Origin of the sequence: Lentzea sp. NBRC 102530 (assembly GCF_030269365.1) — a bacterium.
In the GTDB taxonomy this organism is placed as follows: domain Bacteria; phylum Actinomycetota; class Actinomycetes; order Mycobacteriales; family Pseudonocardiaceae; genus Lentzea.
In genome coordinates, this window is the sequence record NZ_BSTF01000001.1 from 309,694 (window position 1) to 322,164 (window position 12,471).

At 69.9% G+C, this 12,471-nt stretch carries 15 protein-coding genes; 6 read left to right on the top strand and 9 right to left on the bottom strand.

Annotation, left to right across the window (positions count from 1 at the left end; genetic code table 11):
* Positions 1 to 54: 54 nt before the first annotated feature.
* Both QSK25_RS01500 and QSK25_RS01505 read left to right on the top strand, forming a co-directional pair.
* Positions 55 to 699 carry a hypothetical protein gene (locus tag QSK25_RS01500; RefSeq protein WP_285631306.1) on the top strand — a complete coding sequence of 215 codons (645 nt, stop codon included), beginning with the start codon at positions 55 to 57 and terminating at the stop codon, positions 697 to 699.
* Between the two features lie 501 nt (positions 700 to 1,200).
* On the top strand, positions 1,201 to 1,503 hold the full coding sequence (locus QSK25_RS01505) for an iron-sulfur cluster biosynthesis protein (protein WP_285631309.1): 303 nt from the start codon (positions 1,201 to 1,203) through the stop codon (positions 1,501 to 1,503).
* Positions 1,504 to 1,576: 73 nt separating this feature from the next.
* Here QSK25_RS01505 and QSK25_RS01510 read toward each other — a convergent pair whose 3' ends face one another.
* The 8 genes from QSK25_RS01510 to QSK25_RS01545 all read right to left on the bottom strand — a co-directional run bounded on the left by QSK25_RS01510 (position 1,577) and on the right by QSK25_RS01545 (position 7,682).
* Positions 1,577 to 2,143, bottom strand: coding sequence for a LysM peptidoglycan-binding domain-containing protein (locus tag QSK25_RS01510; RefSeq protein WP_285631311.1), 567 nt, complete (start codon positions 2,141 to 2,143; stop codon positions 1,577 to 1,579).
* Positions 2,144 to 2,312: 169 nt separating this feature from the next.
* Positions 2,313 to 3,299: a C40 family peptidase gene (locus tag QSK25_RS01515; RefSeq protein ID WP_285631314.1), complete on the bottom strand. Its 987-nt coding sequence runs from the start codon at positions 3,297 to 3,299 to the stop codon at positions 2,313 to 2,315.
* A gap of 221 nt (positions 3,300 to 3,520) precedes the next feature.
* Positions 3,521 to 4,489, bottom strand: a complete 969-nt coding sequence (locus QSK25_RS01520; RefSeq protein WP_285631317.1) for a C40 family peptidase — start codon at positions 4,487 to 4,489, stop codon at positions 3,521 to 3,523.
* 63 nt (positions 4,490 to 4,552) lie between these two features.
* On the bottom strand, positions 4,553 to 4,705 hold the full coding sequence (locus QSK25_RS01525) for a hypothetical protein (protein WP_285631320.1): 153 nt from the start codon (positions 4,703 to 4,705) through the stop codon (positions 4,553 to 4,555).
* Positions 4,706 to 4,756: 51 nt separating this feature from the next.
* Entirely contained in the window at positions 4,757 to 5,074 is a 318-nt protein-coding gene (locus QSK25_RS01530; RefSeq protein WP_285631323.1) for a hypothetical protein, read from the bottom strand.
* A gap of 27 nt (positions 5,075 to 5,101) precedes the next feature.
* Positions 5,102 to 6,286, bottom strand: coding sequence for an MFS transporter (locus QSK25_RS01535; RefSeq protein WP_285631326.1), 1,185 nt, complete (start codon positions 6,284 to 6,286; stop codon positions 5,102 to 5,104).
* Positions 6,283 to 7,326: a PLP-dependent cysteine synthase family protein gene (locus QSK25_RS01540; RefSeq protein WP_285631329.1), complete on the bottom strand. Its 1,044-nt coding sequence runs from the start codon at positions 7,324 to 7,326 to the stop codon at positions 6,283 to 6,285. The genes QSK25_RS01535 and QSK25_RS01540 overlap by 4 nt, the downstream gene beginning before the upstream one ends.
* A 53-nt stretch (positions 7,327 to 7,379) precedes the next feature.
* The gene (locus tag QSK25_RS01545; RefSeq protein WP_285631332.1) at positions 7,380 to 7,682 is read right to left on the bottom strand and encodes a hypothetical protein; all 303 of its coding nucleotides are present in this window, start codon (positions 7,680 to 7,682) and stop codon (positions 7,380 to 7,382) included.
* A 116-nt stretch (positions 7,683 to 7,798) separates the two neighbouring features.
* On the opposite strand from QSK25_RS01545, the gene QSK25_RS01550 reads away from it, so the two are divergent.
* Genes QSK25_RS01550 through QSK25_RS01565 form a run of 4 tightly spaced genes read left to right on the top strand, consistent with a single transcriptional unit; the run spans position 7,799 to position 11,365 of the window.
* Positions 7,799 to 8,791: an ABC transporter substrate-binding protein gene (locus tag QSK25_RS01550; protein ID WP_285631335.1), complete on the top strand. Its 993-nt coding sequence runs from the start codon at positions 7,799 to 7,801 to the stop codon at positions 8,789 to 8,791.
* 4 nt (positions 8,792 to 8,795) lie between these two features.
* The gene (locus tag QSK25_RS01555) at positions 8,796 to 9,995 is read left to right on the top strand and encodes an MFS transporter (protein ID WP_285631338.1); all 1,200 of its coding nucleotides are present in this window, start codon (positions 8,796 to 8,798) and stop codon (positions 9,993 to 9,995) included.
* 54 nt (positions 9,996 to 10,049) lie between these two features.
* A complete protein-coding gene (gene pip / locus QSK25_RS01560) occupies positions 10,050 to 10,967 on the top strand; it encodes a prolyl aminopeptidase (protein WP_285631342.1) in 918 nt (305 codons plus the stop codon).
* Complete coding sequence (locus QSK25_RS01565) at positions 10,964 to 11,365, top strand: DnaJ family domain-containing protein (RefSeq protein WP_285631345.1); 402 nt, start codon at positions 10,964 to 10,966, stop codon at positions 11,363 to 11,365. The genes pip and QSK25_RS01565 overlap by 4 nt, the downstream gene beginning before the upstream one ends.
* A 385-nt stretch (positions 11,366 to 11,750) precedes the next feature.
* On the opposite strand, the gene QSK25_RS01570 is transcribed toward QSK25_RS01565, so the two are convergent.
* A complete protein-coding gene (locus QSK25_RS01570; RefSeq protein WP_285631348.1) occupies positions 11,751 to 12,266 on the bottom strand; it encodes a lytic polysaccharide monooxygenase auxiliary activity family 9 protein in 516 nt (171 codons plus the stop codon).
* Positions 12,267 to 12,471: the final 205 nt, after the last annotated feature.

Sequence of the window (12,471 nt, forward strand, 5' to 3'; positions counted from 1 at the left end):
GTGGCAGCATGTCGAACAGGTGTTCGTGTGCGAGCTAGAGGAGGTCAGTACCCGATGCAGATCGAACCCAGCCGCTGGCCAGGCCGCGTGGTGCCGTCCACCAACTCAGACGTGGACGTGGCAGTCGAGTCCCTGTGCGACCGCGCCTCGTGGCCGGACGCCGACCGTCGCTGGATCCGCCGCGTGCTGGAGCCGTGGTTCCTCGCGCGCTGGAACGTCGACTCCCTCCTGGTGGCGATCGACACGAGGCCGGACGGCACCCGCCAGGGCCGCCCCCGCTCCCGGGACCAGGTGGCGCACGAGTTCCTGCGCGCCCGCCTGCGCGCCTGGACCGCGGACGGCGCGAGCCTCGCCGACCCACCGCTGCAGGGCATCACCCTGGGCCAGTGGTACCGGGTGAACCGCCGCAACGCCGCCCTGAACGCGCCGCGTCGTGGTGCCGGGCTGACCGCGCAGGGCCGGCAGGCGAGGGCGGAGACCCGTGCGCTCGCGCACCGGCGGGATCCGGTGGAACGCAGCCGGGAGAAGGGGCGCCGGCGGCAGGAGGTGCTCGACGGCCTGCTGGTGCCGGGGCAGGAGGTGCCGTCGTTCGCCGACTCGTGGCGGCTGGTGGCGGACCTGATCCCGGTGCAGCGGGTGTGTTCGGCCTGTGGGCACGTGCGGAACGAGGTGTCGCGGCAGGCGCACCGGGTGGCGTGAGGCGCCCGCGCGTCGCAGCGTGGGATACAGCGTGGGATGTCGCGCACCTGGTGACGTGAGGCGCCCGTGCTGCGGGCGAGGGCAAGCGAGTCGTGTGGGGCAGGTCCGCGTCTCGTCGCGCCGGCTTACGGCACTCGCCCGTCGCTTGCTGTGTTCGCTCATGCCGTGCCGCACGCAGCCCGCCGTGCCGCCCGTTGTGTCTGTGAGTGCCGTGCCGCTTGCCGTGCCGCCCGTCGCGTCCGTGAGTGCCGTGCCGCCTGCCGCCTGCCGCGCCACCCGTCGCGTCCGCGAGCGCCGTGCCGGTCGTCACTTTTGTCGCGATCTTGAACGGGCCGCAGCCGATCCTTCCGGCGCCGATGTACCGCCGCTGAGCTGCACGAACACCTTCCTGTGCCTCGCGCCGCGCGCGGCCGGGCGCCGCGCGAATTCGGTGAGCGGTGGTTGAAGCCTGCCGGGGCGGGCACCCCTGACGAGTTTCTGTTTCCTGATGAAGGGGCCGACATGCTCGAAGTGACGCCGATGGCCGCCGAGGTCATCAACGAGCTCACGTCACAGTCAGCCGCCGCCAACGACGATGTCGGCCTGCGGTTCGCACTCGCCGCCGAGCAGGACAGCCAGGCCGCCCTGGAGCTGTCGCTCAGCGAGGCCGTCGACGGTGATCAGGTGGTGACCGCCGACGCCGGGGCCAAGGTCATCATGGAGCCCGCCGCGGCGCAGTACCTGGACGACAAGGTCCTCGACGTGCGCCAGGACGACGAGGGCAACCCGGCCTTCGCGATCGCGCGCCAGGACCTGCCCACCTGACCTGGGCACACGACACGGGCCGGGCCTCCTCGACTGAGGAGGCCCGGCCCGTGTCGTTCACGAAGCCCTGCGATCAGGGGATGGTCAGCACCTGACCGGGCTGGATGAGGTCGGGGTTCGCGATGCCGTTGGCGTTCGCGATCTCCATGTAGCGGTTGCCGTCGCCGTAGAAGCGCTCGGCGATCGCCCACAGCGAGTCGCCGCCCTGGACCTCGTAGGTCTGCACGGCGGGCGCGGCCGGAGCGGCCGGGGCCTCTTCGACGACCGGGGCCGGGGCTTGCGGGGCCTCCGGGGTGGCCTGCGGCGAGTCGGTGTTGGTGTTCGTGGCCCACTTCGGGCTGCCGTCGCCGCCGACGACGACCAGGTTGCGGTCGTTCTGCAGGACGAGGTGCGAGCCGGAGTTGCCCTGGGTGCCGGTGGACCAGACGGCGTTGTTGTCGTCGGTGTAGAGGACGAAGTTGCCGTCGTCCTGGAACGACGCGCGCACGGCGCCCTTGCCGTCGGTGCCGCTGGCCCACACCGTGCCGGTGTTCTCCGACAGCACCAGGTTCCCGTCGGACTGCAGGGTCAGCTGGTAGCCGTTGGCGCTGGTCAGCTGCTGGCCGCGGGTGAGTTCCTGCCCGGCTTGCAAGGTGTCCACAAAAAGCTCCACTTCGAACGATGACGACCGCCCGAAACGGCGGCGCCCGAAGCGGAACCTAGTGAAGGCCGGAGCACACCGCTCGCCCACGGCGGAACGTGCACCCGAGGGGGTGAAAAACGAAGAACGCCCCCTGCCCGAAGGCAGGAGGCGTTCGACGGAGACGAAATCAGCCCTCGATGCGGCGGATGACCGAGATCGGGCCGATCGAGTCGATGTCGGCGATCTTCACCGGCACGCCCTCGGTGGACGCGTGCACGGCGCGGATGCCGTCGACCGCCATCGCCACGTGCGACTGGCTGGAGTAGTACACGATGATGTCGCCGGCCTGGACCTGGCTGCGGCTGACCGAACGACCGGCGGCCGCCTGGGCGTAGCTGGTGCGGCCGATGGACACGCCCGCCGAGCGGTACGCGGCCTGGATCAGCGACGAGCAGTCCCACGAGTTGGGGCCGTTCGAGCCGTACACGTAGGGCTTGCCGCGCTGCGCGAGCGCGAACGACAGCGCCTGACCCGCGGCACCCGCGGGCACCGAGATGTTCGACATGTCACCGGCGGCCGCGAGCTGGTTGCGGGTGGCCGCGCTGAAACCGTCGTAGACCTTCTTGGCGTCGGCGAGCTGCTTGTCGAGCTCCGCCTTCTTCTGGTCCATCTCGGCGACGATCTTCTTCGACGCCTCGGTGGCCTCGTTCGCGGTCTTCGTCGCCGAATCGGCGGCGTTGACGGCGTCGGTGAGCTTCTGCAGCGCCTCGGCGTTGTCGGCCGCGAGGATGTTGATGGCCGACATGCGGTTGAGGAAGTCCTGCTGCGAGTCGCTCACCAGCAGCGCGGAGATCTGGCTGAAGTTCGCGCCCGAGTTGGTGGCCTCGGTGAGGAGGTCGACCTGTCCGCGCAGCGCCTCTTCCGCCTGCTGCGCGGTGGCCAGGTCACCCTTGGCCTTGTCCAGTTCGCCCTGCTTGGCCTTCAGGTCGTCCTGGGCCTTGAGGTGGTCCTGGTTGAGCTTGGACGCCTGCTCCTGCAGCTCGTTGTACTTCTTGAGCGCGTCCGCGGCGTTGGGCTGAGCGGTGGCCGGCGCCGTCGGGAGTGCTGCCGCGACGACTGCTGCCGTCGCTACAAGAGCTCCACGCACGATGCGGCGTGAGGGTTGCGACACCACGTCGCGGGTCCTCCTTTTTCCTGGCGGCCGCCCCGCGAGAACTACTCCGCGTAAGGCGACAACCTTGGCGTGTGCCCCAAGCGGGTTAACTGCTGGGCCGAAGGTCTCGGACAGGTTACGGAATGACCTTGCCTTCGTCCAGCACCGGGGACCGGCACCTTGCTGGCCCGCACGCTCTCACAGTCGTCTACGTCGCTTTATCGCGGGGTAGGAGAGAAGCGTCACCCGACCACCCGGCGAATCACCGAAATGGGGCCGATGGAGTCGATGTTCGCCACCTTCACCGGCACGCCCTCGGTCGACGCGTGGACCGCGCGGGTGCCGTCCACGACCATCGCGACGTGCGACTGACCTGAGTAGTAGATGACGAGATCGCCCGGCGCGACCTCGCCGCGACCCACGGCGCGGCCCACCTTCGCCTGGTCGTAGGTGACGCGGGGGATCGACACGCCCGCCGAGGCGTAGGCCTTCTGCATCAGCGACGAGCAGTCCCACGAGTCCGGACCGTTCGCGCCGAACACGTACGGCTCGCCCTGCTGCGCCAGCGCGAAGTTCAGCGCCGCGCCCGCCGCGCCGGCCGGGGCGCTCACCGTCACCTTCGGACCGGTGCTCGCCAGCGTCTGCTGCTGCGGTCGCGTCAACGACTGGTACTTCGTGCGCGCGGTCGACACCTGCGCGTCCATCGCGGTCTTGCGGGTCGCCACGTCCGCGGCGAACTTCTCGGCGGCGCCGGCGGCGGTCGTCGCGTCCGTGCGCGCCTTCTGGGCCGTGGTCAGCGCCGCGTCGAGCCGGGCGACGGCCTCGTTCTGGTCGGCCGCGATGATGTTCATCGCCTGCATCCGCTCCAGGAAGTCCTGCTGGGACGTCGACGTGAGCAGCGCGGAGATGTTGTTGAACCGCGCGCCCTCGAACGACGCCTCGGTCAGCACGTCGACCTGGCCGCGGAACTGCTCGGAGTCCGCGAGCGCCTTCTTCTCGGCCTCGGTCGCGGCGGCGACGATCGCGTTCGCCTGTTGCAGGTCGCCCTGCGCTTTCAGGTGGTCCTGGCTGAGCTTCTCCGCCTCGCGGGTGAGGTCGTTGTAGACCTTCAGCGCGTCTTCGGCGGGTTGCGCGTGAGCCGAGGGCATCGACACCACCGTCGCGGCGATCACGGCGGCCAGGGCGGTGGTCCTTGCGGCACGGCCGGGCACGCGGCCTCCTCAAAAGTCGGGATCGGCTTCTGAGGAGGCGTACGGCCTGACGGGTGAGTGGGTTCAGTCGAACTGGACGAGCGGTCCCTCCAGCACGACGAGGGGAGCGTCGACCTCGACGTCCACGAGCTCGTCGGCGAGCACGGGCGACGCGGTCACGAGCGCGACTCCCGCGGCGGCGGCCAGAACGGTTGCGATGCGTGCGGAAATGGACACGCAGAGCAACCTAACCCACTCAAACGGTGCAAAACGGTCGTGCTCACCCGATCAGGCGGCACGATGTGCCTCGATCGAGGCACGGCACGCGGCGATCAGCCGGGCCGTGGCGGCGCTGCCCCCGCACCCACAGCGGGGGCAGCGCATCGCGACGTCACCCCCGAGCTCGTCGACCACGACGCCCAGCGGGGAGTCGCAGCCACGGCACCACCGGTGCCGCGTGACCGGGTTGACGTGCACGGGCGACGACACGCACTGGTGGATCCACCTCCCGTGCACGTGGCAGGTCAGCCGGTCGTCGGGCGCCAGGACGCCGTCGTCCTCCGCGTGGTCCTCCTCGACCAGTGTTGCGATGAGCGTGGCGATCATGGCGACCCTCCGATCCGGAACCTGCCTCTACTCGGACGTCGAAGGGGCGAGCTCCGAATCGACACGTGCCGCCAAGATCTTCAGCGCCCACGCACACCCGAGTCCTACGGCGACGAGGACGAGCCACGGCGCCCACGGCACACCCGCGCGCCGGGCGGCGTCGAACCCGATCCCGGTCAGCAGGTTGCCGAGCAGGATCCCAACGCCCACGACGGTGTTGTAGAGCCCGTAATGCGTCGCCACGAGCCGATCACCGGACAGCGAGACGATCTTGTCCATTTCGAACGGGAACACCACCATCGTCCCCACCGCGAGCAGGGCGGCGCACAGCACGAGCCCTGCCGGGCCGAACCCGGCGGGCAGGAAGGCCAGTCCCAGCACCGCCATCCCGGCCGCCAGCGCCCGGTCGGGCCCGAGCCGCGCCCGCGCCCATGCCGTGACCCGCAGCTGGCCGGCGACCGCCAGCACGCCCGACACCGCGAACAGCACGGCCGTGAGCACCGCCGACCCCGAGGCCAGCGGCAACGCCAGGTAGACCTGGAACGACAGCACGTAAGAGCCGGTCATCGCGAGTGCGAACAGCACGAACCGCCTGGTGGAGAACACGCTCCGCCAGTCCGCGAGCACCGAGTCACCCGACGGCGATCCCGCGCGGGCGGGCAGCGACCGCCACTGCAACACCGTCAGCGCGAGGAACACCAGGGCCGCCACCAGGCACGTCAGCCGGAAGTCCACCGCGGTCAGCGCGAGCCCGACGAGCGGCCCCACCAGGATGCCGGTCTGGTAGAAGACGTTGAACAACGCGAACGCCTCCACCCGCCGCGGCCCGGCGTCGGCCGCCACGTACGCGCGCACTGCCGGGTTGAACAACGCCCCGGCGAACCCCGTCGCGGCGGACGCGATCACCAGCGCCGGCACGCCGTCCACGAGCCCGAGCAGCGCGAACCCGCCCGTGCGCAACGCACAGCCCGCCACGATCAAGGGCTTGTACCCCAGGCGATCGGCCAGGGTCCCGCCGATCAGGAACATGCCCTGCTGCGCGAAGTTCCGCACCCCCAGGACCAGGCCGACGGCCCACCCGGCGAGCGCGAGCGTGACGGACAGGTGCGCGGCGAGGTACGGCATCAGCATGTAGAAGCCGACGTTGATGCTGAACTGGTTGAGCAGCAACAACTGCACGCTGCGGTCGAACGAGCGGAACCTGGCGATCACGCCGTCACCGCCATCGGGTCCACAATGGAGGCACAGCGCGTCCACGACAGCACCTCACGCTCACCCGGCGTCTCGACCACCAGCGGATCGGCTCCCGGAACGACGTCCAGCACCCCGTTCGCGGCGCAGTACTCGTCGTTGAACACCGTGTCGAAGTAGCGCTGCGGCCCGTCCGGGAACACCGCGGCGATCCGCGTTCCCGGCGGCGACGTGCGTGCCACCCAGGACGCCACCAGCGCCACCGCGCCGACGCTCCAGCCACCGCTCGCGTAGTGCCGCGCGGCGAGCGTCCGGCACGCCCACACGGCCTCGCCGGGGTTGACCCAGTGCACCTCGGCGAACGCCGGGTAGTCGACGTTGCGCGGGAAGATGCTCGACCCGAGCCCGCGCATCAGCCGGGTCCTGGCGGGCTGGCCGAAGATCGTCGAGCCGATCGTGTCGACGCCGACCAGGCGCAACGCCGGGAAGTGCTGCCGCAGCACCGACGACACGCCCGCGCTGTGCCCGCCGGTGCCGACCGCGCACACCAGCACGTCGACGTGCCCGAGTTGCTCGGCCAGTTCGTGGGCGAGCGGCGCGTAACCCGCCACGTTGTCGGGGTTGTTGTACTGGTCGGGGCAGTACGCGCCGGGGAGTTCGGCGAGCAACGCCGCGACCCGCTGACGGCGGGCCTCCTGCCAGCCCCCGGTCGGATGTGGACGGTCGACCACCTCGACGGTGGCGCCGTACGCGCGCAGCATCCGCTGGATGATCGGTTCCAGGCCGGGATCGGTGACCAGCGTGACCGGGATGCCGTGCACGATGCCGGCGAGCGCGAGGCCGAGCCCGAGCGTGCCGCTGGTCGATTCGACGACGTGACCACCCGGCGTGAGGTCACCGCGTTCCAGTGCGCACCTGATCATGTGCAGGGCGGCGCGGTCCTTCATCCCACCGCCGGGGTTGGCGCTCTCCAGCTTCGCCCAGAAACCGGTGGGGGTGGTGCGGGAGAGCTCGTCGATCCAGAGCACGGGCGTGCTCCGGTCCAGCACGGGGACAGACATGGGAATCCCTCGGAAATGGTGTGCGGAAAGGGCGTAGGGGGCAGGGGCCCGGCCTACGTCCGGGAGATTCCGAGGTCGAGCAGCAGCGAACGCCCTGAGCTGACGTGGTCCGTGACGGGGCACGAGCGCGGTCTCGCGGCGGGGCGTTCGACGGGGTCCGCCTCCGGCGCCGTGAACGACGGCGCGCCGACCTGGGCGGCGGCCTGGGCCGGCGCGCTGGGGGAGGCCTGGTGGGTGTCGCCGTGGTGGCACAGTTCGCCGGAGATACCGGGCACGAGCGCGCCGTGGTGCGCGGGCTCCGGCGGGCACGCCGGGTGCAGCGCGAACACCGCGAGCAACAGGAGTGCGAAGACCACGAATCGGCCACGCCGTGTCGTCGGTCGGTTTCGCACGGTGATCAATCTACCGCACTGTCCGATAGCGCGGATTCGCCTGTTAAGTTAGGCAAGCCTAAACTCAGGAGGTGGACAGATTGCGCAGGACAGTCGCCGCGGTTCTGCTGCTCGGCCTAGTGGCCGGGTGCGGTGGAAACGCTCCCACGGAGCAAGCGGGTGGCCAGTGGTCGTTCAAGGACGACCGCGGCAAGGAGGTCACCGCGGAGAAGCGCCCGGAGCGCGTCGTCGCGCAGGTGTCCGCCGCGGGCGCGCTGAAGGACTACGGCATCAACGTCGTGGGCACCTTCGGTCCCCTCAAGCGCGCGGACGGCTCGACCGACCCGGAGGCCGGCAGCATCGACCCGAGCCAGGTCACCGACGTCACCGGCCCCGGCTACGGTGAGATCGACTTCGAGAAGTTCGCCGCGCTGAACGCCGACCTGGTCGTCGCGGGCTACTACCCCGAGGTCACCGGGCTCTGGCACCTCACGGCCGAGTTCGAGGAGAAGGTCACCAAGGTCGCCCCGACCGTCGGCATCGGCCAGTCGAAGATCCAGCTCCCGGACGGGATCAAGCGCTTCAAGGACCTCGCGAAGTCGCTCGGTGCGGACGTCGACTCGGCGAAGGTGAAGGCCGACGAGGAGGCGTTCACCAAGGCCGCCGACCGCCTGAAGGCCATCGGCAGGAAGATGACGGACGCGAAGCAGAAGATCCAGGTCATCGGCGCGGATCCGAAACTCTTCTACGTCGCCGTGCCCGCCCGCAACCCCGACCTCGACTGGTACGTCAAGGAGCTGGGCCTGCCGCTGCTCACGCCGGAGAAGCCCGACACCGAGGGCGGCGGCTACTTCCAGTCGCTGTCGTGGGAGAACTCCGGCACGTACAAAGAGCACGTGATCATGTGGGACACCCGCCAGCACGTGCTGAACCCGGAGCAGATGAAGGAGGGCCACCCGGTCTTCCAGGGCCTGCCCGCCGTGCAGGCCGGCCGGTTCGTCGAGTGGAACGCGGTCGCGCCGCTGAGCTACTCCTCCTACGCCGGGATCATGAACAAATTGGCTGACCAGCTGGACCAGGTGTTGGCAAAGTAGCCGTGTGCTGACGCTTTTGAAGGAGAACGGCCCGTTGCGCGTGCTCAGCACCGCACGGGTCGTTTCCGTTGTGGGGGACGCGCTCAGCCTGGTCACGCTGATGCTGCACGTGCAGTCCGCGCTGGGGAAGGCCATCGCGGTGGCAGCGCTGCTGCTCGTGGGCGACTTCGCGCCGTCGTTGCTCAGCCCGCTGACCGGGGTGATCAGCGACCGGTTCGACCGGCGGACCGTCATGATCGTGTGCGAGGTGGCGCAGGCGGTGCTGCTGGCGGTCATCGCGTTCACGTTGCCGCCGTTGCCGGTGCTGCTGGTGCTGGTCGGGGTGCGGGCGGTGATCGGGCAGGTCTTCCTCCCCGCGTCGCGCGCGGCCGTGCCTGCTCTGGTGGCCGAGAAGGACCTCCCGCAGGCGAACACCGCGCTGGGGCTGGGTTCCACCAGTGCGGACGTCATCGGGCCGTTCCTCGCGGCGCTGCTGTTGCCGTTGCTGGGCGTTCGCGGTGTGTTGCTGGTGGACGCGGCTTCGTTCGGGTTGTCCGCGTTGTTGTTGCTGCGCCTGCCGAAGCTCGTGGTGTCCGCCGAACCGGGGGAGACCGTGTTCTCCGACGCGAAGGCCGGGCTGAGCGAGATCTGGCGCAACCGGGCGTTGCGGATCGTCTTCGTCGGGTTCTGCGGTGTGGTCGCGTGCACGGCCATCGACGACGTCGCGGTGCTGCAGCTGACGATGGGCGTGTTCTCCTCGTCGGAGAGCGTGGCCGGGGTGGTGCTCGGCGCGGTCGGCGTCGGCCTGCTGCTCGGGTACGCCTTGCTGGCGCGGGGATCGGCGCGGTTGAGCATGGTCGCGTTGCTGGTGACCGGGTTCGTGATCAGCAGTGCCGGCAACCTGTTCACCGGGCTGGCGTGGGGAGTCGCGGCGGCGTTCGCGCTGCAGGCCGTGCGGGGACTGGGGATCGCGGCGATGGACGTCGCGCACAGCACGTTGGTCCAGCGGCTCGTGCCCGCCGATCGGACGGGCAGGGTGTTCGGCAACTTCTACGGCGGGATCGGGGTGGCGGCGGCGGTTTCGTACCTCGCCGGCGGTCTGCTGATCGACGTGCTGGGGCCGCAGCTGCTGCTCGTGTGCGCGGGCGGTGCCGGGGTCCTGGTGGCGTTGTGGGCGCTTGCCGCCTCGCGCGCAAGAGGTGTCGAGTGGGAACCGGCCTCTTGAGGCGCGAAGGCGACGTGGAGGATCTTGTCGGTGCCGCTCGGTAGGCTCGGTTTCATGGAGCCCTACGACCACGGCCTGCTCGACGTCGGCGACGGCAACCACGTCTACTGGGAGACCGTCGGCAACCCCGGCGGCAAGCCCGCCGTGTTCCTGCACGGCGGCCCCGGCTCGCCGTCGAAGGGCGCCAGGAAGTCGCTGGACGCCGGGAAGTTCCGCATCGTGATCTTCCACCAGCGCGGCTGCGGGCAGAGCACCCCGCACGCGAGCGATCCGGCCGTGGACATGGGCGTCAACACGACGGACCACCTGATCGCGGACATGGAACGGCTCCGCGAGCACCTGGGCATCGAGAAGTGGTTGCTGTACGGCGGTTCCTGGGGCTCGACGCTGGCCGTCGCCTACGCGCAACGGCACCCCGAGCGCGTCTCGGAGCTGATCCTCATCGCGCTCACGTTGTCCTCCCAGCGCGAGATCGACTGGCTCTACCGGGGCGTCTCGCGGTTCTTCCCGGAGGCGTGGGCCAGGTTCAGCGCCCACGCCGGCGACGCCCCCGACGTGGTGCGGGCGTACGCGGACCTGATGGAGAACCCCGATCGTGCGGTGCGGGAGGCCGCCGCGGCCGAGTGGTGCCGGTGGGAGGACACGGTGCTGTCGCTGGAGAACTTCGGCGAGCCCGCCGTGTTCTCCGGCCGCCCGTCCGACGACGTGATCGCGCTGGTCCGGATCATCGCGCACTACTACGCGAACGCCGGCTTCGTGGCAGACCTGCTGGGCGGTGCGGGCAAGCTCGCCGGCATCCCGGCCGCGATCATCCACGGCCGGCGTGACATGAGCTGCCCCGCCGACACGGCGTACGCGTTGGCCCAGGCGTGGCCGGACGCCGACCTGACCCTCGTGGACGACAGCGGCCACAAGGGCAGCCCGGCGTTCCGGGAGGCGATCGACAGCGCGGTCAGGAGGTTCTCCCCATGACACAACGGAAACCACCCGGAATGGACTTCGAGTCGTGGATCGACAGGCAGATCCGCGAGGCGCAGGAGCGGGGCGAGTTCGACGACCTGCCGAGCGCCGGCAAACCGCTGCCGGGCGCGGGCGGGCCGCTCGAAGAGGACTGGTGGATCAAGAAGAAGGTGCGCGAGGAAGAGGGCGCCTCGGGCCTGCCTCCTTCTCTGGTGCTGCGCAAGGAGGCGGAGACGGCCAAGGCCCGTGCGCTGGCGGCCGCGACCGAGGCCGAGGCACGCGCGATCATCGGTGAGGTGAACGCCCGGATCCTCGACGCGCTGCGGAAGCCGTTGTCCGGTCCGCCGTTGACGCTGATGCCGTTCGACGTCGACGAGATCGTGCGGGAGAGGGCCTCGGGCGGGCGGTGAGCCCGCCCTCGTGGACGTCGGTGGCCACAAGGGCGGCCCGCGGTCACCGAGCGATCGGTGGCGCAAGTCGATCGGTGGCGCAAGTCGAGCGGGGTGCGCGAGTCGAGCGGGGTGCGCGAGTCGAGCGGAGTGCGCGAGTCGAGCGGAGTGCTCAAATCGACCGGAGTGCCAAGCCGAGCGGAGTGCTCAAGTCGAGCGGAGACGTGAGTCGAGCGGAGACGTGAGTCGAGCGGGGAGCGCAAGCCGACCGGAGATGAGGGCATGACAGGGCTGCCCTCTTCCGCAGTGTCGAGCACGCGGGCCAAGGTCGCCGGAGTGCGCGCATTCCGGCGACCGAGGCCCTGCGGGGGTCGCGTGAGAGGAAGGGGACCTCACGCGGGAGTGATCAGCTCGCGTTGATGTCGATGCAGGAGTAGAACGCCATCGCGGTGTCGCCGATGTTCCACACGGCCAGGACCTTGTGGCGGCCGGGCGAGCCGACGTTGACGGTGTGCTGCACGGTGGCCGGCGGCTGCTGGTTGTTGCCGCTGAACGTCGCGACCTTGCGGCCGTCGACGAAGTAGTCGTAGTCACGCGTGCGGTGGCGCGCGGTGAACGTCCAGTTGAACGTCACCGAACGGCCGGTGTTCGTGACCCGCCAGCCCTTGTTGTCGTTGCTCAGCTCGGAGAACTGCGACAGGTTGGCGTGGCAGCTCTGCAGGCCCTTCGGGCCCTCGACCGACTGCGGTTCGTACTGGATGTTGCCGCACGAGACGGTCTTCGCGGCGCACTGGGCCTGGCGGCTGGGCGGGGAGTTCACGTACCCGTGAGCGAACGCCGTGCCGCTGGGGAGTGCCACGACGATCAGCGGTGCAGCGAGAACGCCGGCCATGGCGGCCGTCACCTTGCGTCCAATCTTCATGTGACTTCCTTTGCCTTGATGTGTGCGTACTCCCGTTACATCGCGGCGGCGATTGAAGGTCTAGACCATACCGCGCGTAATCACGGCACCACAAGGTGTGTCTGATAGATCAGTCAGGTAAGCGAATACTTCTCAGGTTCGTACAACTGCGAAGATTCGGGCAGGGGTGTGCGAAGGCGTTGGATGCTGTGGGAGTTCGCGTTCG